We start from the raw sequence: 17,568 nt of genomic DNA on the forward strand, positions 1-17,568 counted from the left end.
TTGAGAATTCTCCATGCCGCTTGATGTCAATGCACAGATTTATCCATGGCAGCAACAGGTTTGGGAAACGCTAACCGGGCGTTTTCCTAAGCTTGGGCATGGTTTATTGTTCTATGGAAAAAAAGGCTGTGGTAAAGAAGCCTTTGCCCAGCAGTTTCTGGCCTGGGTTTTATGCCTGAACCGTCAGCCTAAGGGGCCATGCGGTGAGTGTGGCAGTTGTCAGTGGCTGAAAGCGGATACCCATCCGAATTACGTCTATATCGGCACTGATGAAGACAATAAAAAACAGAATGCCAAAATTAAAATTGAAAAGATCCGTGATCTTCTGCCTTTTGTACAGCAGACCGTCGATGGCTGGCGTGTCATTGTCATTGAACCCGCTGAAGCATTAAATATTGCTTCTTCTAATGCCTTGCTGAAAACTCTGGAAGAACCGGGTGAAAATATTGTCATTATTCTGCTTGCGGATCATTATCTGAAATTGCCTGCAACTATTCGCAGCCGTTTACAGCATTTTGCTTTAGACCGGATTTCATCAGCGCAATTTAGTGAATATGTAGAGGCGCAGTTACCTGAAGCAGGTTCGAGCCAGCAGCAGCTATTAATGAATTTATCCAATCAGATGCCTTTGCAAGCGATTGAGGTTGCACAAAGTTCCTGGTTGCCATTACGTCAGGAATTCATGGAAGACTGGAAAAAACTGGTCATTCAAAAAAATATGCCAATGGCAATTGCGACCAAATGGAATAAAAGCCTGAGTTTTGGTGAATTTGGTCAAATGTTTGAATACTTGTTGTCCGATTTAATTTGTGTCAAGCTAAATCAGGCCGTAAAAAACATTGATCTGGACTTTAATGTATTGGCCGAACAATATTCATTGGAAACACTTTTTAAAATTTATGAGGATTTTCAGCGAGCCAAACAATATCTTGAGCAGAACGTACAAAGTAATCTGGTGCTCGATGAATTGTGTATCAAGCTGATGAATCTTTAGCTTAAGGGGAAAACAAGATGCAACCACGTATGGGCGGTATTATTCAGGCTAATATTCCGGATATTGAAACGTTATTTGCCAGTTATATGCCATATGTTGTAGGTGGTGGACTTTTTATTCCTTCCAAGCAGCCAGTAAAATTAGGTGAAGAAGTTTTTGTTTTGACGACTTTACCTGAACAGACGCAGAAAATTCCATTAACCGGAAAAGTGATCTGGGTGTCTCAAAAGCAGAATGGCATCAAGCCACAAGGTTTTGGGATTCAGCTCACCGGTGAAAAAGGCGTTTTCTTCAAAAATGAAGCAGATCGTCTGGTTGCGGGTCTTAAATCTGATGGACGTAAAAGTTACACTATGTAGTTAATTTACCTTTGGTAGGAACTCATTGTGTTTGTAGATACTCATTGCCATTTAACGCTGCTCGATTTAACACCTTATAACGGTGATCTGGATCAGGCGCTCGCTCAGGCCCGTGAAGCAGGCGTATCCAAGTTTATGAGTATCTCGGTGGATCTGGATGATCATATCGAGCTGGCGAAAATCGCGGCCCGTCATCCTGATGTCGGTTATACCGTCGGTGTACATCCTTGCGAAGATGCGGCGACGATGGCGCGTGCGACTACTGAATATCTGGTTGAACTGGCACAGCCAGAAAAAGTCTGGGCGCTGGGTGAAACGGGGCTCGATTATTATCATAGTACCGATTTTATTGACGAGCAAAAAGACTGTTTTGCCCGTCATATCCATGCCTCACAAATTGTGAAAAAACCTGTAGTCGTGCATACCCGTTCTGCCAAGCACGATACTGTTGATATTATCCGTGCAGAGAAATCTACCCATGGCATTTTGCACTGTTTTACCGAAGACTGGGAAACCGCTAAAGCTGTTTTAGACTGCGGTTATTATGTGTCTTTCTCCGGTATTGTTTCTTTTAAAAATGCCCAGGATTTGCGTGACGTTGCCAAACAGGTTCCACTTGATCGGGTTTTAATCGAAACGGATAGTCCTTACCTTGCTCCAATGCCATATCGTGGCAAATCTAATGAACCAAAATACGTTCCTTATGTAGCCAAAGCGCTTTGCGATGTATATGATAAGTCGCTAGAAGAAATGGCTTATATCACAAAGCAGAACTTTGAGAATCTTCTGAATTCAAAGTAAGTAAAGTTAGATAAGAGTACAAGAGAGTTATAGGGTGAAGATGGATCGTCAGGCTCAGTTTCGAGCAAGAGAAACCTTGATTTTTCAAGTTGCAGAACAGTTACTGCTAGAAAATGGTGAAGCAGGGATGACCCTGGATGCACTGGCAGCAGAACTGGATCTGGCCAAAGGCACTCTTTATAAGCATTTCCAGAGTAAAGATGAATTGTACATATTGCTGATTATCCGTAATGAGCGCATGTTGCTGGAAATGATCCAGGATAGTGATAAGGCTTTTCCTGAACATCTGGCATTCTTTATGTTGCATCATCTGCATCACCCTGAACGTACTGTCCTTTTTCATCAGATTGAAGAACGTCTTTCTACAACAGGTGTTGGAATTCAGCACCTGTTTAGCGAACTTTATCAGGTGCGCAAACAGCGCTTACGTTTGATTATCCGTATGACTGAAAGCTATTTGGCTTCAATCAATAGCAGCATGTCGGTGCGTGATTATCTGGCCTCAATTTGGTCGATGACCCATGGTGCAGCTGCGATTCTGAACTCCAGTTTTTATCAGCGCTATCTCGGTTCACGCGATACCTTGCGCGTTGCCCTTATTGATCAAGCTTTAGCTTTACCGAAACAGGTCCATCCTGCCGAGCAGTTCGCCTAAGAGTTGCCTATGATCAGATCACATCACGCCTCCATTCGTGGATTCACTCTAATCGAAGTGATGGTGGTGATTGTGATTATGAGTATTATGGCATCACTAGTTGTATTGAATATTGGTGGAGTAGATCAGCGCAAGGCAATGCAGGCACGAGAAGTCCTGTTACTGGATTTGCAAAGAATCTTGCGGGAAGCTAATGATCAATCCCGTATTCTTGCGCTTGATGTTCAGGCTGCCACTGATGTTTCACCATTTCGCTACGGGATCGTGGAATATCGTTCACCTAATCAGGCAGAATCGACTTTAAATCAGCAGAAATGGCAAAATTATGTGGAGTTTAATCTGCGCAGTTTACCGGAGCAGGTCTCTTTCCGGATTCAGTCTTTAGAGCAGCGTTATAATAATGCCCAAAATCGGGATCTTACTGAAGCCAATGCACCCAAGCTGATCTGGTTAGGCAATGGTGAAGTTAAACCGGTCAGAATCCAGTTCTATCTGGAAGATCGTGAAGTAGGCAATCCGATTGAAATTGATCACTTGGGTAAAGTCCATGAAAGCTAGGGTTTTCAAGCAGAGTGCCGGAGCTGATGTAATCAAGCCATTTAAGTCAAATGCTGATCGTGCGCAATCCGAGTATAGCTCTTCGTCTTGCGCAGCGGTGAAACAGCGTTTCACTCATCGCGGCTCCTCAAGCACAGCTTTCGGACTTTTTTGCGCGATAATGCCGCTCAGGTCGAGGATTACTCGACTTAATCGTGCCTCAGGATTTACCTTGCTGGAAGTGATGGTCGCGCTGGCGATCTTTGCCACAGCAGCCATGACCCTGACTAAAGTTGCTATGCAATATACCCAATCGACTTCGAATGCCATTTTGAGAACCCAAGCCCAGTTTGTTGCCTTGAATGAAGCAGCACTAATGGAAATCAATCAGCAGTGGCTTACTGGTACAGAATCTAAACAACTCACTCAACAGGGCGAAACCTGGCAAATCGATAAGCGCAGTGAGCCTACCGTAAGTCCTAATGTACAACGCATTGAATTACAGGTGAGTCTGGTCAACACTGAAACCGGTCAGGCAGAAAATGGAATTAGCAGCTTGATGTTCTTTAATCACCGGATGAATGAAGCGCCATGAAGTCTAAGGGATTTACGCTGGTCGAACTACTGGTTGCTATTGCTATTTTCGCCGTACTCTCTGCTCTAGGCTGGAAAGTATTTGATTATATTGTACAAACCAAAGACCGTAATGCGGTGCATGAACAGCGCTTAAGTCAGTTACAAGATACTCATCAGCAGATCTTGCGTGATACGGTGCAGGCGGTGCCTTTGACGGCCAATATTAATGGTGATATTCAGCCGGCACTGGTTTTGCAAAACGGGCGTTTTAACTTTAGTAAGACTGGAGTCACCGATCCTCTGGAAGAGGGGATTTCTCCAGATGAACGGGTTGAATATCAGTACCGGGCAGATGAACAAAAACTCTATCGCCTGAAATACCGGAATTTAAACCAGACCGGGCGTGATCAACCTGAATCCAGTGTGTTGTTGTCCGATGTTGAGCAGTTTCAGATCGTAGTACTTAATCCAAATGAAATGACCCAATGGCCAGACTCATCTTTTGATTTAAATCAGATTGAGCAAAAACAGCGTTTACCCAAAGGCATTAAAATTAACTTAATGGTTAATGGGGTCAGTTATGAGTGGATTTTCAGTTTATTGAATACAGATTTCCTGCTTGAAACCCAAAAACTAACCTGACAAAGAATAATAAAATGCAGATGAACAAAGCAATGATGATCAAACAGCAGAGGGGGATTGCTCTGATTACCATTCTAGTGATGGTGGCGCTTGCAACTATTTTGGCTGCGGCTATTGCTAAACGTCAGGCTGCAACTGTTGAAAGTACCGCTTATTTAATGCGACAAAACCAGTCTTTGATGTATGCCAAAAGTGCTGAAGCGTTTTTTTCTGAATTGCTGGTCGATGACGCAGAGAATGCAGCAGAAGTTGATCATTTAAATGAAACCTGGGCGCAGCCGATGCCGGCTTTTCCGGTTGAAGATGGTTATGTCTCGGGAATACTGCAAGATGAGTCGGGTAAGTTTAATTTAAATAGCCTGATTACAGCAGAAGGCACGGTGAATGAAAATGCTAAAGCCTGGTTTGAGCTGATATTAAAACGTGCTGGATTGCCAGAGCAGTTGAGTGAAGCCGTGATCGACTGGCAGGATGAAGATGAAATGTCAAGTGGACCAATGGGCGCAGAATCTAATTATTATCAGGGCTTGCCGAATGGTTCTCTACCTCCGAATGCCAAATTTCATAGCGTTGAAGAGCTGAAACTGGTACGAGGCTTTGAAGAAAACAAGTACAAACTAATTGCACCTTATCTAAGTACTGTGCCTGTAGCAGATACTACGGTCAATATTAATACCGCATCTGCATTTCTTTTGGCGAGCATGGATGAAAAGCTGGATGTGAATGCCGTGCAGCAATTGCTGGATCGCCGTCAGGCAAATCTGGAATATTTTTCCAATGTAGCTGATCTTTGGACACTAGAACCCTTTGCTCAGGTGGATGCAGCCAAACACAACCTGTTTAATAACCTGCTTGGGGTGCAATCCAATCACTTTAAAGCACGTATCGAAGTGATGCTGAGTGAGCGTAAACGTCAGTTTAGTAGTGATCTGGTGCGGCAGGACAAGAAGGTTTATGTTGCCTATCGAAGCATGGCACCTTTTTAAAATTCCACCATTTTTAAATAATCTCATTTTTTGGAATTTAATCTGTTTTCGCTTCAATCCCTTTTGCCTATCATGACGAACTGCAAAATTAATCCTCATCGGTTTACTTTTGCTTTATAATTGAAATTAATTCACCTATTTTTTGACGACATTACGGCATATGTTAATTCGTAAGTTATTTAAGTTTGAAAATGCTCATATTGTGCGTAACTGCACCTCGGATCGCTGTAAACGTTCGATTCATGGTCACAGTTATAAAGTTGAGTTATTGCTGAAAGCGTCGAAGTTGGATCATGGCCAGATGGTATATGATTTTGGTCTGCTCAAAGGGGTGATTAAGGATTTTTTTGATTCTTTTGACCATGCGATCTGCTTTTGGCAAAAAGATGATCCTGAATATATTCAGGCATGCAAGAATTTTAGTGCACGCTGGGTATCTTTGCCGGTTTCGCCATCTGCAGAACAGTTTTCACGTATTTTCTTCTTCTTGGCTCAGCAGGTACTGATATCTACTGTCACCCAGAATGGTGAAGGGGATGTTGAAGTTTACTCTGTGATTGTCCATGAAACTGATACCGGCTATGCGCAAAGCTTTCTGGAAGATATCCAGAATGAACAAATGGGTCCACTTAGCCTGGAACAGATTGAATTCTCGGAGCAGGTGCGTGCAGAATGGACAGATCCAGAGATGTTTGCGAAACTGAAACAGGGTCTTCCATTTCATAATCCGGCTGTGGATCTGCAAGTCCAGCCTTAAAAATTCGAATATAAACGCAGACTGACATAGATTTAGGATTGAAGCATGTCTTTAAATGAACAGCAAATTGCCAAACTGAATAAAGTTCAGTTAGATGACAGCTGGAAATATGGACTCAGTGAGTTTTTATTGAGTCCAAAAATGGATGCGTTAAAAACGTTTTTAATTGAAGAAAAAAAAGCAGACAAGGTGATTTATCCACCGAATCACCTGATTTTTAATGCTTTGAATACGACGCCATTAGACCGGGTTAAAGTGGTGATTATTGGTCAGGATCCTTATCATGGTCCGAATCAGGCGCATGGTTTAAGCTTCTCGGTGCAAAAAGGGGTTGCATTACCTCCATCTTTACGTAATGTTTTTCATGAGTTACATAATGATTTAGGCGTAAAAATCCCTAAACATGGTGATTTAACTCATTGGGCGGAACAGGGTGTACTTCTGCTCAACGCTGTACTGACCGTAGAGGCAGCACAGCCAACTTCACATCAGAAACGTGGTTGGGAAGAATTCACAGATCACGTCATTGATGTATTGAATGAACAACGTGAACATATCGTTTTTATTCTTTGGGGCGCATACGCACAGCGTAAAGGACAGCGCATTGATCAAAATAAACACCTGGTCTTAAAGGCAGCACATCCTTCGCCTTTGTCAGCAAACCGGGGTGGTTTTTTTGGTTGTAAAGTTTTTTCGAAAACGAATAATTATCTCAAACAACATGGCATTGAGCCTATAGATTGGCAGCTGGACGCATGACTTATTCTCCTATAACTAAACCTTACCATCCGGACCTGATTGTTGAACAAGCCAACAATGGCTGGCGCATTGTACGCCTGAATCGTCCAAAATCATTACACGCTTTAGATGAATCTCTGGTTTCTGCACTACTGGAAGTTTTTCAGGACTTTCATACAGATGACAGCGTAAAAGCGATCTGGCTGGATTCAACTACCCCGAAAGCATTTTGTGCCGGTGGCGATGTACGTAAGCTGCGTCAGTTAGTAATTAATGATGAAGTGGCAACCGCTAATAAGTTTTTTGAACAGGAATATGCGCTAGATCTATTGCTGCATAACTATGCCAAGCCGGTATTGGTGTGGGGTGAAGGTTATGTTATGGGTGGTGGTTTAGGCCTGTTTATGGCGGCTCCATTCCGTTTGGTGACGCCGTATTCACGTCTGGCCATGCCTGAGATTAATATTGGTTTATATCCAGATGTGGGTGCGACCCGCTTCCTAGCAGACCGTGGAGCGATTGGCCTGTTTACAGGTTTAACGGGTTCCATTATGACTGCTGCGGGTGCTTACGGTATTGGCTGGGCGACTCATATCTGTGATGCACAGCGTGATTCAGTATTAGATAAGGTCGTAAATATAGACTGGGAACATTATCCAGCTGGGGATTTCCGTGCGATTGATGACACCTTGAACAGCATGCACCGTCCGGTAGGCCCGGGTCCTTTGCAAAACTCACTGGATGTAATCCACAGTGTATGTCGTGGCGTAAACTTCGAGCACGATTATGAATCGATTATTGGTTTAAGTGATGCGCGCAGTGACTGGTTGCGTCAGGCCAGCGAAAACCTGCAAAAAGGTTCACCTGCAACCGCTGCTCTAAGCTGGTTATTATGGCAATGGGGTAAACAGGTTCATTCCTGGAATGAAATTTTTGAACTGGAAACCCAGATTTCAGACTGGAAAATCCGTCATCCTGATTTTGTGGAAGGTGTACGTGCACGACTGGTTGATAAAGATCTGTCTCCAGAATGGCAAAAAGGCAGTGAGTTAAGCCTGAAAGGCATTCTGTCTCAGAATCCACCGGTAACCACCATTGAAAGCTGGAATGAGCTACTCAAGCACTATGATGTGATTTAAGTCTGAATGTCCGAAACACAATTTACCGATGAATACTGGATGCGGCTTGCTTATGAGCAGGCTGCACTTGCTGCTGAGCAGGGTGAAATTCCTGTAGGTGCGGTGATTGTCAGTCAAAATCAGGTCATTGGCCGTGGCTACAATGCGCCTATTTCTTTAAATGATCCGACTGCCCATGCTGAAATCGTAGCATTACGTGAAGCTTGTCAGAACCTGAAAAACTACCGCCTGCCTGAAGATGCTGTCCTCTATGTAACTCTGGAACCGTGCACCATGTGTGTAGGTGCATTGGTGCATTCGCGTATTTCACGGGTCGTTTTTGGTACAAATGAGCCCAAAGCAGGTTCTTTGGTGAGTGCACGCAAGCTTTTTGAGACTGGCTACTATAATCATGTATTTCTATTTGACTCGGGCTGTATGCAGCAGCAGTGTGCTGAGCAGTTGAGTGCATTTTTCAAGTTGCGTCGTGAACAAAAACGCCAGCTGAAATTGCAAGAAAAATTACTGAATGCTCATAAATAAATCGAATCTAATTCGTTAAACTTTGCTCACTTTAAAATCATTTATTTTCAGGAAAAAGAAAAATGAAAAATGCGATTCAGGTAAAAAAAGAATTCCCAGCAGCGATTGATAAGGTTTTTGAATTGCTGTCTAAACACGATGCTTATAACGTGGCTTTTGCACCAATGCAGGTGGAACGGATTAAGGATTCGGCAGACCCTGAGCGCCCAGATGGTGTGGGTTCTGTGCGTAGCATGGGTTTAGGTCCAGTCAAGCCGCTAAAAGAGCAAATTACCTTGCTAGAGCCGAACTCCCGTATTGAATACAAGATCGTAAAAAATCCTTTGATTAAACATCATTTGGGTATTATTGAGTTTGAAGCATTGGACGATAACAAAAGTCTGGTGACTTATACGATAGAATTGCAGGCACGTCTTCCATTTGTCAGTAAATTAATTCTTGCACAGCTCAAGACAGGGATTAAACTAGGCCTCGCAAAACTTGCAAAATCTGTATAAATAACGGGAAAGTAATGACAGTTCAAATTATTACCATTGATGGTCCAAGTGGATCTGGCAAAGGCACACTGGCTGCAAAACTGGCAGCACATTACCATTTTCATTTACTGGATTCAGGGGCTTTGTATCGTTTATTAGGACTGTCATTGCATCACCATAATTTACTCGATGAACTGGATACTAAACTGGCTGAATGCGTACAAATTGCAACAAATTTGAATATCCAATTTGTCAGCACTGAATCAGGTGTTCAGGTATGGCTGAATGGTGAAGATGTCTCCCAAACTATCCGTACCGAACGGGTCGGTGAGTATGCTTCAAAAGTTGCTGCAATTCCTGAACTTAGAACTGCTCTGGTGGCCCGTCAACATGCTTTTGCTCAAGCTCCTGGTCTAGTGGCAGATGGCCGCGATATGGCGACCAGTATCTTCCCAGATGCACAAGCCAAGATTTATTTGACAGCTTCGGCTGAATCCCGTGCGCAAAGACGTGTAAAGCAGTTGCAGGGTATGGGGCTGGATGTTAAAATAAACGACATTTTAGCTAATATCGAAGCACGGGATAAACGAGATATGGAACGCACTGTCGCTCCGCTCAAACCTGCTGCTGATGCGTACATTATCGATAGTTCAGATTTGAATATCGATGAAGTATTCAAGCTGATGACCACATATGTGGATCAGCAATTAGCTCAATAACCCTATTATTTCAGCAGACGCATAGCTTGATCAGTTTTATATGGACTATGTAGATGCTTAATTAAACCGGCCTTGTCTGATCCAAGACCGCTGACTTTATCGGATATATCATGACCGAATCTTTTGCAGCCCTCTTTGAAGAAAGCGAATTAAACCTCAACGTTGAAAAGGGTGCAGTCATCCAAGGCGTTGTAGTAAGCATCGACTCTGATTGGGTAACTGTTGACACTGGCCTTAAATCTGAAGGCGTTGTTGACCGTGCTGAGTTCTTAAATGAACAGCGCGAACTTGAAGTTCAAGTTGGCGACACTGTAGACGTAGTTGTTGAAGCACTTGACAACGGTATGGGTCAAACAGTTCTTTCTCGCGAAAAAGCTAAACGCGCTGAGACTTGGACTAAACTTGAAAAAATCTTTGAAGACGGCGAAATCGTTACTGGTGTTATCTCTGGTAAAGTTAAAGGCGGTTTCACTGTTGACATCGGTCCAGTTCGTGCGTTCCTTCCAGGTTCTTTAGTTGATACTCGTCCTATCCGTGATACTACTCACTTGGAAGGTAAAGAGTTAGAATTCAAAGTAATCAAACTTGACGCTAAACGTAACAACGTTGTTGTTTCACGTCGTGCTGTTATGGAAGCTGAATCTTCAGCTGACCGTGAAGCTCTTCTTGCTCAGCTTGAAGAAGGTCAAACAGTTACTGGTACTATCAAAAACCTTACTGACTACGGTGCATTCGTTGACCTTGGCGGTATCGACGGTCTTCTTCACATCACTGATATGGCTTGGAAACGTATCAAGCACCCATCAGAAGTTGTTGAAGTGGGTCAAGAAGTTACTGTTAAAGTACTTAAATTCGACCGCGAACGTAACCGCGTATCTTTAGGCCTTAAACAATTAGGTGAAGATCCATGGTTAGCGATCATGAGCCGTTACCCTAAAGGTTCTATCGTTAAAGCTCGCGTAACTAACCTGACTGACTACGGCTGTTTCGCAGAAATCGCTGAAGGCGTTGAAGGCTTAGTACACGTTTCAGAAATGGACCACACTAACAAAAACATCCACCCATCTAAAGTAGTTCAGATCGGTGACGAAGTTGATGTTATGGTTCTTGAAGTAGACGAAGAGCGTCGTCGTATTTCTCTTGGTATTAAACAAACTCGTGCTAACCCATGGGAAGAGTTTGCTAAGAACCACGACAAAGGTGAAAAAGTTTCAGGTACTATCAAGTCAATCACTGACTTCGGTATCTTCATCGGTTTACCAGGCGGTATCGATGGTCTAGTTCACTTGTCTGACATCTCTTGGAACGAACAAGGCGAAGAAGCTATCCGTCGTTACAAGAAAGGTGACACTGTTGAAGCAGTTATCCTGTCTGTAGATGCTGAAGGCAACCGTATCAGCCTTGGTATCAAACAATTGAACAGCGATCCGTTCAACGATTTCTTAGCTGCTAACGAACGCGGTGCGCTTGTTAAAGGTACTGTAACTGCAGTTGACGCTAAAGGCGCTACTGTTAAGTTAGCTGATGAAGTTGAAGCAACTCTTAAAGCATCTGAAATCAACCGCGACCGCGTTGAAGATGCGACTAAATTCCTAGAAGTTGGTCAAGAAGTTGAAGCTAAGATCATCAATGTAGATCGTAAATCTCGCTCTATCAACTTGTCTATCAAAGCGAAAGACGAAGCTGAAGAGAAAGAAGCTGTTGCTAACCTGAAAACAGCTGCTGCTGGTCAAGACAATGGTCCTAAAACTATTGGTGACTTGATCAAAGCGCAAATGAATCACTAAGAGTAGATGGTGAATTGTATTGTTAATGTAAGTTAAGTAATACTTTTTACACAAATACTGTAAACGGTAGCGTAGTATTTAATTATTGCGCTACCGTTTTGTATTTAAACAGGTTATTATCGGAAAATAGATCCCGAGTAGCTTGATAATTAAAGAGGTCGCAGATGACTACTGAAGCACTTAATAAGTCTGACTTAATAGAGCGCATCGCGCTAAAGAATCCGCATTTGGCTGAACCTTTAGTGGAAGAAGCAGTTAAAATTATGATTGATCAAATGATTGAAGCTTTATCATCTGATAACCGTATTGAGATTCGCGGGTTTGGCAGCTTTGCATTGCATCATCGTGAGCCTCGTGTGGGTCGTAATCCTAAAACTGGTAAATCTGTTGAAGTTGCAGCAAAAGCTGTTCCACACTTTAAGCCAGGTAAAGCACTTCGTGATGCAGTAAACGAATCTGCAAACAAATAAACAAGATATTTACGGGGTGTTCATGCGTTACGTTCTGGTCATTCTTTTATTGCTCGTCTTTGGCTATTCATTAGCTTTGGTGTTGCAAAACGGGACTGAGGTCTCAGTGGACTTGTTATTTACTCAAGTTCCTGCAATGCGCTTAGGGTTATTGCTCCTTTTGACTCTTTCCTTAGGAATAGTGGTTGGCTTGTTACTCGGTGTGCAGGTTTTCCGCGTTTTTCAGAGTAATTGGGAAATTAAACGACTACGTAAAGATATTGAACATCTACGTAAGGAACAGTTGAATACTGCCAAGATGATGGCAGCAGAAGCGGCAGCTCATACACGACATGAGAAAACAGTATTAGATATTAATTCTAATGACAGGCCATCGGCACCGCTTTAGACAAAAATGAGAAGTCGAAGTAATCTACTGATTTTTTTACTTCGCCTGTTTTGATTAAACGCCTTTTAGCTTAGCTTCTAAGGCGTTTTTTTATTGTTAAATTATATTTAGAAAAAATATATAAAAATTATATAAATAAATGACTTAATTTGAATCAAAAAATCATTTTTGCGAAAATATTCTTGGTTGTTATAGGGCTAATCCGTATAATGGTTTAATTTTGTCAATTTGAAGGGTCTTCTCATGAGTATCATCGTTGCACTGGATGCTAAAAGTCAATTTGATGCCTTAACGATTGCAGAGCAGCTCGATCCTGCCTTATGTCGAGTAAAGGTGGGCAAAGAGTTATTTACTCATGAAGGTCCTATCATTGTAAAAGCACTTCAAGACAAAGGTTTTGACGTGTTTTTAGATCTGAAGTTCCATGATATTCCGAATACCACTGCACAAGCGGTATGTGCTGCGGCAGACTTGGGCGTGTGGATGGTCAATGTCCACGCTTCAGGTGGTCGTAAAATGATGGAGACCTGTGTTGAGCATTTAAAAGCAGGTAACTATAAGACTCAACTCATTGCGGTAACTGTGTTGACTTCAATGGGGCGTGAAGACTTGAAAGATATTGGCTTGGATATCGAGCCTAATGAACATGTAAAACGTCTGGCTCAACTCACCAAAGACAGTGGCCTGGATGGGGTGGTCTGTTCCGCACAAGAAGCGAAAATGCTGCGTGAAACCATTGGACAAGACTTTGCACTGGTCACTCCTGGGATTCGTCCTGAAGGTTCAAATGCAGACGATCAAAAACGTATTGTGACACCAAAGCAGGCAATGCTGGACGGATCAACACATCTGGTGATTGGTCGACCAATTACCAAGTCTGAAAATCCTCGTCAAACCCTAAAAGATATTCTGGCAACATTGTAATTCCGGTTACCTGATGAAAAGCCTTTCATATGAAAGGCTTTTTTTATACATTAAGAAAAGCTGTATAAAAATAAAAAGGAATTTCAAATGAGAATAATAAAGACACCAGAACAAAAGATGCTAGAACAAAGGCTGGAGATGGAAAAAATAGCAGATCAGTTCGAACAGCAGGAAAAATATAAACAACAGGCACAGTCGGGTTCATGGGACTGGATGTCAGGCCTTGATAGCATAGATATTGTAGAACTCGCTTCAGAGATGATGGAGACAGTAGGAGATTCATTGAGTAGGGTTGATTTGAATTTTTAATATTCCGTAGTTTATTTTATTTCTAATTGAATCCCCCTAAATCCCCCTTTATGAAAGGGGGACTTCTCCTCCCTTTAAAAAAGGGAGGTCGGGAGGGATTTTTAAATTACCGCCAACACACTTACCGCTACTGGCGCCAATACAGATAAAATAAAACCGCTCACCATGGCATGTGGAATAAAATCATTGCCACAGGCCTGTTTGACCATGGGTAAAGTCACATCCATCGCAGTCGCACCTGCAGCAGAAATTGCTGATCTTGGGTAACGCCAGCCGGCACAATACATCAGTAAAATCGCAAAAATTTCCCGAAACAGGTCATTCATCAGGGCAATACTACCCAGTTCTGCATTTCTCAGTTCTGTGACGACAACACCCGACATGGAATAAAAACCATAACCTTGCGACAGCATAATCAGGTCTTTTAAATGAATATCTGGATTCCAGAAAGAATAGACAATTGCTGCCACACATGAACCAGCAATACAACCTGCCGGAACCAGCAGGATTTTCCAGTTCAACCATGAGCGATCAAGTGGTGAATAGGCAAGATCCAGTCCAATCAGAAACATAAAGACCAGTAATAAATGCCAGGTGCTGATTTGAATAGAAAGACCCATTTGAGTGGAACTATAATGCAGCAAGTAGCCAGCGGCTAAGGCGAAGAACGCATAACTGATATTGATCAGTGATTTAATCACTAGCTCAGTGGAGACTCGTCCAGAAGAAGGTTGAAAATCTGCCCATTTAAATAGCAGATAACAACAGCCAAATGCCCCAATAGAGGTGAGAAAAGCAATTGTAATAGAGGTATTTAGAATCTGAGCAGGATGAGGTAATTCCGCTAAAAGTTCAGAAAACTCAAAAGCGATGGCAATCAGTAAGATATAACTAAAATAAGGAAGAACCTTAAAGCAGATTTTTGTGAAGGGAGCAGGAAGCCGTTTCGCAAAAACAAAGCCAAGTGCTAAACAGACCAGAAGTTGGGATACTAACCAAAGCGATTGCATAATAAAAAAGTATGATAAATCAGTCTTTATTATGCCATCGCTAGCACTATGTATGTGAAGGGCTTTTAACTGGCTTTATTTAAAAAATAGTAATCTGCCGCATTAAGGGTTTTGATTTTGAGCCAGTATTTCCAGGTATAAGTGGGCCACAAGGCAAAATTTTTCCCACCTTCCTGTTGATACCAGCTGACACAGCCAGATTGCCAGACCGTATTATCCAGCATATGTTGGACATCCTGATTGAATTTTTCCTGTACCTGATCTTTGACCACAATTGCATCACTATGTGATTGATCCACTAGAGCGATCATTTGTAGGATATAACTTACTTGGGCTTCAATCATGAAAAGCACTGAGTTATGTGCCAGCACAGTATTCGGTCCTAATAGCTGGAACAGATTCGGAAAACCTTTCACACAGATTTCATAATAGCTTTCGGCACCATCTTTCCAGACATCATTCAAGTGAATGCCATTCAAGCCAGTGCAATCAAAATTTTTCAGATAAATTCTAGGATCAGTAATAAATCCGGTACCGTAGATCAGGCAGTCAATCGGACGTTCTTTACCATCTGCTGTAATAATACTGTTTTCGGTCACTTCACGAATGCCTTCAGTCACTAGTTCCACATTTTTACGGTTAAAGGTGGGGAAATATTGATTAGACACCAGAATCCGTTTACAGCCCATGATGTAATCTGGGGTTAATTTCTTGGCAGTTTCCTTGTCTTTGACCTGATAACGAATATAAGCTTCAGCCAGTTTCTGAGCATATTTCATGACAGCTGGTTTAACGATAGGCACCACGCGTGATTCATTGGACCAGTACAGCCGAATACGGTGTAACTTGCGGAACCATTTATATTTGGAAAACAGCTTTTTTTCCAAGTCATGATATAGGCGCTCATCCCGTGGAATGACCCAAACCGCAGTGCGTTGCAAGACATAGAGCTGTTTGCATTCGGGTGCAATTTCAGGGATATATTGAATTGCACTGCCACCTGTCCCAATCGATGCGACATTTTTTCCCTTGAGATCATAATGATGATCCCAGTGAGAAGAATGAAAGATTTTGCCCTTAAATTTTTCAATGCCCGGAATATGGGGAATTTGAGGAATATGTAAAGGGCCAGAGGCAAATACTACAAACTGGGCTTCCAGAATGCTTTGATCCTGCAGATGGATCTGCCATAAGCATCGGTCTTGCTGGTAATGAACCCCAAGTACTTCGGTATTCAGCCGAGCAAAAGCCCGAAGATTATAATCACTGACTAAATCCTGAATATAGCTAAAAATTTCCGGTGCTTCGGCATAGCGTTTTGACCAGTCAGTTTTGGGAGCAAAGGAAAGGGAATACATATGTAATTGCACATCACAGGCCGCTCCCGGATACTGATTATCGCGCCAAGTTCCACCAAAATCGCTATCTTTTTCTAAAATAATAAAATCATGGATGCCTTGCTGCTGTAAACGTACTGCCATCGCTATCCCGCCAAAACCGGCACCGATAATGGCCACTTTGGTATAAGGATGAGTGTGGGTAAGGCTTGTATTGTCCAGCATCTTCGCATTCCTTGCTTATTTTAATAATGGATAATTATCTTGATTTATTAACTGGCCATTAGATATAAAATTGATCTAAACGGCAATAGCCGACTGCTTATTTTTATAGTACAACTAGAGCTATCACATTGTATTTGTATGGTTATGAAACGTTCTGTTCTCAGTCTGATGTATCTGATCCAGGGCATGCGCAAGGCTGGCATAGAGGTCGATCAAAAACTGCAAAATATCGGCTTGCGTGTTGATGCGCTTGATCCGACTTCAATTATTCACCCAAGCGTGGAATATGATGTGCTCAAGGTGGTGGGTCAGGATATCCAGCCAGAACAGGGTTTATTGATCGGCCAGCATTATGCATTGGCAGGTTATGGGCCTTTGCTGATGTTGTTGGTGACCAGTCCTACTGTACGTGATGCGATGCACCAGGTGATTCGTTTTCAGCAATTGACGCATCTTACCGGTCAGTTGGGAGTGGAGCAAAGTGAGTACCGCAGTGCGCTTTGCTATTATCCCAAGAAAACGGAAGATCATCTGGGAATGCTGGTCGCGCAAGCTGAGATTTCAGGTACTTTCAAGTTCATTCGCGATATTTACAAGATGATGGGTTTGTCCAAGCCTGACTTGCAGATTGAACTGCCTTTCGCCGCACCGGAACAACCTGCTACCCAGAAAATCTATCATGATTATTATGGAACACAGGTACAGTTTGGTGCTGCAAGAGCTGCATTCTGGTTTGATGAGGCCATTTTGGATATCCGAATTCCTTCAGCAGATGCGGAGACCTTTGCAGTCTATGAAGCAAAGTGTCTGACTGAACTGGAACGTCTGGCGGAAGATGCTGATGTCCCGACTGTGGTACAGCGAGTACAGGATTATCTGGAGCTGCAAACCGGTTTGATGCCGAGTATGGCTGAAACGGCTCAGGCTCTGAATATTCCAGAACGTACTTTACGCCATCAATTACAGCAGTTCGATACCAGTTATAAACAGATTCGCGAAGAGATTATTAAAGATAAAGCTTTGCGACTCATTGAATATAAACAGTATTCGATTGAAATGATTGCAGAGTTATTGGGTTATTCCGAACCGGCTGCTTTTAACCATGCCTTTAAGCGTTGGTTTGGGCAAAGTCCTCGGCAATATATAAAATAGCCTAAGTTAGTTAATGCCAAAGTGTTATAGTGTGCGTTCTAAACTCCGCTATAATTAAACAGATC

At 42.6% G+C, this 17,568-nt stretch carries 22 protein-coding genes; 20 read left to right on the top strand and 2 right to left on the bottom strand.

Going from position 1 to position 17,568, the window contains the following annotated elements:
* The first annotated feature begins 13 nt into the window (after window positions 1-13).
* From FTU72_RS04270 to FTU72_RS04360, 19 genes are all read left to right on the top strand, one after another.
* Window positions 14-994, top strand: coding sequence for a DNA polymerase III subunit delta' C-terminal domain-containing protein (locus FTU72_RS04270; protein ID WP_180011500.1), 981 nt, complete (start codon window positions 14-16; stop codon window positions 992-994).
* 17 nt (window positions 995-1,011) lie between these two features.
* Window positions 1,012-1,353, top strand: a complete 342-nt coding sequence (locus FTU72_RS04275) for a PilZ domain-containing protein (protein ID WP_004784000.1) — start codon at window positions 1,012-1,014, stop codon at window positions 1,351-1,353.
* 27 nt (window positions 1,354-1,380) lie between these two features.
* The gene (locus FTU72_RS04280) at window positions 1,381-2,154 is read left to right on the top strand and encodes a TatD family hydrolase (protein ID WP_125279028.1); all 774 of its coding nucleotides are present in this window, start codon (window positions 1,381-1,383) and stop codon (window positions 2,152-2,154) included.
* A 40-nt stretch (window positions 2,155-2,194) separates the two neighbouring features.
* Window positions 2,195-2,809, top strand: a complete 615-nt coding sequence (locus tag FTU72_RS04285; protein ID WP_125279027.1) for a TetR/AcrR family transcriptional regulator — start codon at window positions 2,195-2,197, stop codon at window positions 2,807-2,809.
* 9 nt (window positions 2,810-2,818) lie between these two features.
* Window positions 2,819-3,367, top strand: coding sequence for a Tfp pilus assembly protein FimT/FimU (locus FTU72_RS04290; RefSeq protein WP_179992436.1), 549 nt, complete (start codon window positions 2,819-2,821; stop codon window positions 3,365-3,367).
* Entirely contained in the window at window positions 3,357-3,941 is a 585-nt protein-coding gene (gspI, locus tag FTU72_RS04295; RefSeq protein WP_171521873.1) for a type II secretion system minor pseudopilin GspI, read from the top strand. Before FTU72_RS04290 ends, gspI begins: the two co-directional genes overlap by 11 nt.
* Window positions 3,938-4,564 (top strand): type II secretion system minor pseudopilin GspJ, encoded by a 627-nt coding sequence (gene gspJ, locus FTU72_RS04300; RefSeq protein WP_179992437.1) that lies wholly within the window; start codon window positions 3,938-3,940, stop codon window positions 4,562-4,564. Before gspI ends, gspJ begins: the two co-directional genes overlap by 4 nt.
* Window positions 4,565-4,578: 14 nt before the next feature.
* Window positions 4,579-5,550, top strand: coding sequence for a type II secretion system minor pseudopilin GspK (gene gspK / locus FTU72_RS04305; protein ID WP_179992438.1), 972 nt, complete (start codon window positions 4,579-4,581; stop codon window positions 5,548-5,550).
* Window positions 5,551-5,710: 160 nt separating this feature from the next.
* Window positions 5,711-6,307 carry a 6-carboxytetrahydropterin synthase gene (locus FTU72_RS04310; RefSeq protein WP_166139444.1) on the top strand — a complete coding sequence of 199 codons (597 nt, stop codon included), beginning with the start codon at window positions 5,711-5,713 and terminating at the stop codon, window positions 6,305-6,307.
* A 45-nt stretch (window positions 6,308-6,352) separates the two neighbouring features.
* Window positions 6,353-7,066 carry a uracil-DNA glycosylase gene (gene ung / locus FTU72_RS04315; RefSeq protein WP_179992439.1) on the top strand — a complete coding sequence of 238 codons (714 nt, stop codon included), beginning with the start codon at window positions 6,353-6,355 and terminating at the stop codon, window positions 7,064-7,066.
* Window positions 7,063-8,184 (top strand): enoyl-CoA hydratase/isomerase family protein, encoded by a 1,122-nt coding sequence (locus FTU72_RS04320; protein WP_179992440.1) that lies wholly within the window; start codon window positions 7,063-7,065, stop codon window positions 8,182-8,184. Before ung ends, FTU72_RS04320 begins: the two co-directional genes overlap by 4 nt.
* Window positions 8,185-8,190: 6 nt before the next feature.
* The gene (gene tadA / locus FTU72_RS04325; protein ID WP_104425959.1) at window positions 8,191-8,706 is read left to right on the top strand and encodes a tRNA adenosine(34) deaminase TadA; all 516 of its coding nucleotides are present in this window, start codon (window positions 8,191-8,193) and stop codon (window positions 8,704-8,706) included.
* A gap of 62 nt (window positions 8,707-8,768) precedes the next feature.
* Window positions 8,769-9,203 (top strand): SRPBCC family protein, encoded by a 435-nt coding sequence (locus tag FTU72_RS04330; protein WP_004783989.1) that lies wholly within the window; start codon window positions 8,769-8,771, stop codon window positions 9,201-9,203.
* 14 nt (window positions 9,204-9,217) lie between these two features.
* Window positions 9,218-9,901 carry a (d)CMP kinase gene (gene cmk / locus FTU72_RS04335; RefSeq protein WP_180052490.1) on the top strand — a complete coding sequence of 228 codons (684 nt, stop codon included), beginning with the start codon at window positions 9,218-9,220 and terminating at the stop codon, window positions 9,899-9,901.
* Between the two features lie 110 nt (window positions 9,902-10,011).
* Window positions 10,012-11,688, top strand: a complete 1,677-nt coding sequence (gene rpsA, locus FTU72_RS04340; protein WP_004783987.1) for a 30S ribosomal protein S1 — start codon at window positions 10,012-10,014, stop codon at window positions 11,686-11,688.
* Between the two features lie 164 nt (window positions 11,689-11,852).
* Window positions 11,853-12,158: an integration host factor subunit beta gene (locus tag FTU72_RS04345; RefSeq protein WP_005097312.1), complete on the top strand. Its 306-nt coding sequence runs from the start codon at window positions 11,853-11,855 to the stop codon at window positions 12,156-12,158.
* A gap of 22 nt (window positions 12,159-12,180) precedes the next feature.
* Complete coding sequence (locus FTU72_RS04350) at window positions 12,181-12,546, top strand: lipopolysaccharide assembly protein LapA domain-containing protein (RefSeq protein ID WP_005236124.1); 366 nt, start codon at window positions 12,181-12,183, stop codon at window positions 12,544-12,546.
* A 243-nt stretch (window positions 12,547-12,789) separates the two neighbouring features.
* Window positions 12,790-13,470, top strand: coding sequence for an orotidine-5'-phosphate decarboxylase (gene pyrF, locus FTU72_RS04355; protein WP_373685617.1), 681 nt, complete (start codon window positions 12,790-12,792; stop codon window positions 13,468-13,470).
* An 87-nt stretch (window positions 13,471-13,557) separates the two neighbouring features.
* A complete protein-coding gene (locus FTU72_RS04360) occupies window positions 13,558-13,779 on the top strand; it encodes a hypothetical protein (RefSeq protein WP_005236122.1) in 222 nt (73 codons plus the stop codon).
* Window positions 13,780-13,880: 101 nt separating this feature from the next.
* Here FTU72_RS04360 and FTU72_RS04365 read toward each other — a convergent pair whose 3' ends face one another.
* Complete coding sequence (locus FTU72_RS04365) at window positions 13,881-14,789, bottom strand: lysine exporter LysO family protein (RefSeq protein WP_179992442.1); 909 nt, start codon at window positions 14,787-14,789, stop codon at window positions 13,881-13,883.
* A gap of 65 nt (window positions 14,790-14,854) precedes the next feature.
* Complete coding sequence (locus FTU72_RS04370; RefSeq protein ID WP_179992443.1) at window positions 14,855-16,351, bottom strand: NAD(P)/FAD-dependent oxidoreductase; 1,497 nt, start codon at window positions 16,349-16,351, stop codon at window positions 14,855-14,857.
* 144 nt (window positions 16,352-16,495) lie between these two features.
* Here FTU72_RS04370 and FTU72_RS04375 point away from each other — a divergent pair, with 144 nt between their 5' ends.
* Window positions 16,496-17,503, top strand: a complete 1,008-nt coding sequence (locus FTU72_RS04375) for an AraC family transcriptional regulator (RefSeq protein WP_166135051.1) — start codon at window positions 16,496-16,498, stop codon at window positions 17,501-17,503.
* Window positions 17,504-17,568 lie beyond the last annotated feature (65 nt).

Source organism: Acinetobacter sp. YH12137 (genome assembly GCF_013418535.1).
Classification (GTDB): domain Bacteria; phylum Pseudomonadota; class Gammaproteobacteria; order Pseudomonadales; family Moraxellaceae; genus Acinetobacter.

Excerpts from the sequence above, each read along its gene's own strand:
- tadA (WP_104425959.1), top strand. The coding sequence starts at position 8,191 with ATGTCCGAAACACAATTTACCGATGAATACTGGATGCGGCTTGCTTAT.
- ung (WP_179992439.1), top strand. The coding sequence starts at position 6,353 with ATGTCTTTAAATGAACAGCAAATTGCCAAACTGAATAAAGTTCAGTTA.
- FTU72_RS04375 (WP_166135051.1), top strand. The coding sequence starts at position 16,496 with ATGAAACGTTCTGTTCTCAGTCTGATGTATCTGATCCAGGGCATGCGC.
- pyrF (WP_373685617.1), top strand. The coding sequence starts at position 12,790 with ATGAGTATCATCGTTGCACTGGATGCTAAAAGTCAATTTGATGCCTTA.
- gspJ (WP_179992437.1), top strand. The coding sequence starts at position 3,938 with ATGAAGTCTAAGGGATTTACGCTGGTCGAACTACTGGTTGCTATTGCT.
- FTU72_RS04330 (WP_004783989.1), top strand. The coding sequence starts at position 8,769 with ATGAAAAATGCGATTCAGGTAAAAAAAGAATTCCCAGCAGCGATTGAT.
- FTU72_RS04275 (WP_004784000.1), top strand. The coding sequence starts at position 1,012 with ATGCAACCACGTATGGGCGGTATTATTCAGGCTAATATTCCGGATATT.
- FTU72_RS04320 (WP_179992440.1), top strand. The coding sequence starts at position 7,063 with ATGACTTATTCTCCTATAACTAAACCTTACCATCCGGACCTGATTGTT.
- rpsA (WP_004783987.1), top strand. The coding sequence starts at position 10,012 with ATGACCGAATCTTTTGCAGCCCTCTTTGAAGAAAGCGAATTAAACCTC.
- FTU72_RS04360 (WP_005236122.1), top strand. The coding sequence starts at position 13,558 with ATGAGAATAATAAAGACACCAGAACAAAAGATGCTAGAACAAAGGCTG.
- FTU72_RS04310 (WP_166139444.1), top strand. The coding sequence starts at position 5,711 with ATGTTAATTCGTAAGTTATTTAAGTTTGAAAATGCTCATATTGTGCGT.
- FTU72_RS04270 (WP_180011500.1), top strand. The coding sequence starts at position 14 with ATGCCGCTTGATGTCAATGCACAGATTTATCCATGGCAGCAACAGGTT.
- FTU72_RS04370 (WP_179992443.1), bottom strand. The coding sequence starts at position 16,351 with ATGCTGGACAATACAAGCCTTACCCACACTCATCCTTATACCAAAGTG.
- gspK (WP_179992438.1), top strand. The coding sequence starts at position 4,579 with ATGCAGATGAACAAAGCAATGATGATCAAACAGCAGAGGGGGATTGCT.
- FTU72_RS04365 (WP_179992442.1), bottom strand. The coding sequence starts at position 14,789 with ATGCAATCGCTTTGGTTAGTATCCCAACTTCTGGTCTGTTTAGCACTT.
- cmk (WP_180052490.1), top strand. The coding sequence starts at position 9,218 with ATGACAGTTCAAATTATTACCATTGATGGTCCAAGTGGATCTGGCAAA.
- FTU72_RS04290 (WP_179992436.1), top strand. The coding sequence starts at position 2,819 with ATGATCAGATCACATCACGCCTCCATTCGTGGATTCACTCTAATCGAA.
- gspI (WP_171521873.1), top strand. The coding sequence starts at position 3,357 with ATGAAAGCTAGGGTTTTCAAGCAGAGTGCCGGAGCTGATGTAATCAAG.
- FTU72_RS04350 (WP_005236124.1), top strand. The coding sequence starts at position 12,181 with ATGCGTTACGTTCTGGTCATTCTTTTATTGCTCGTCTTTGGCTATTCA.
- FTU72_RS04345 (WP_005097312.1), top strand. The coding sequence starts at position 11,853 with ATGACTACTGAAGCACTTAATAAGTCTGACTTAATAGAGCGCATCGCG.
- FTU72_RS04285 (WP_125279027.1), top strand. The coding sequence starts at position 2,195 with ATGGATCGTCAGGCTCAGTTTCGAGCAAGAGAAACCTTGATTTTTCAA.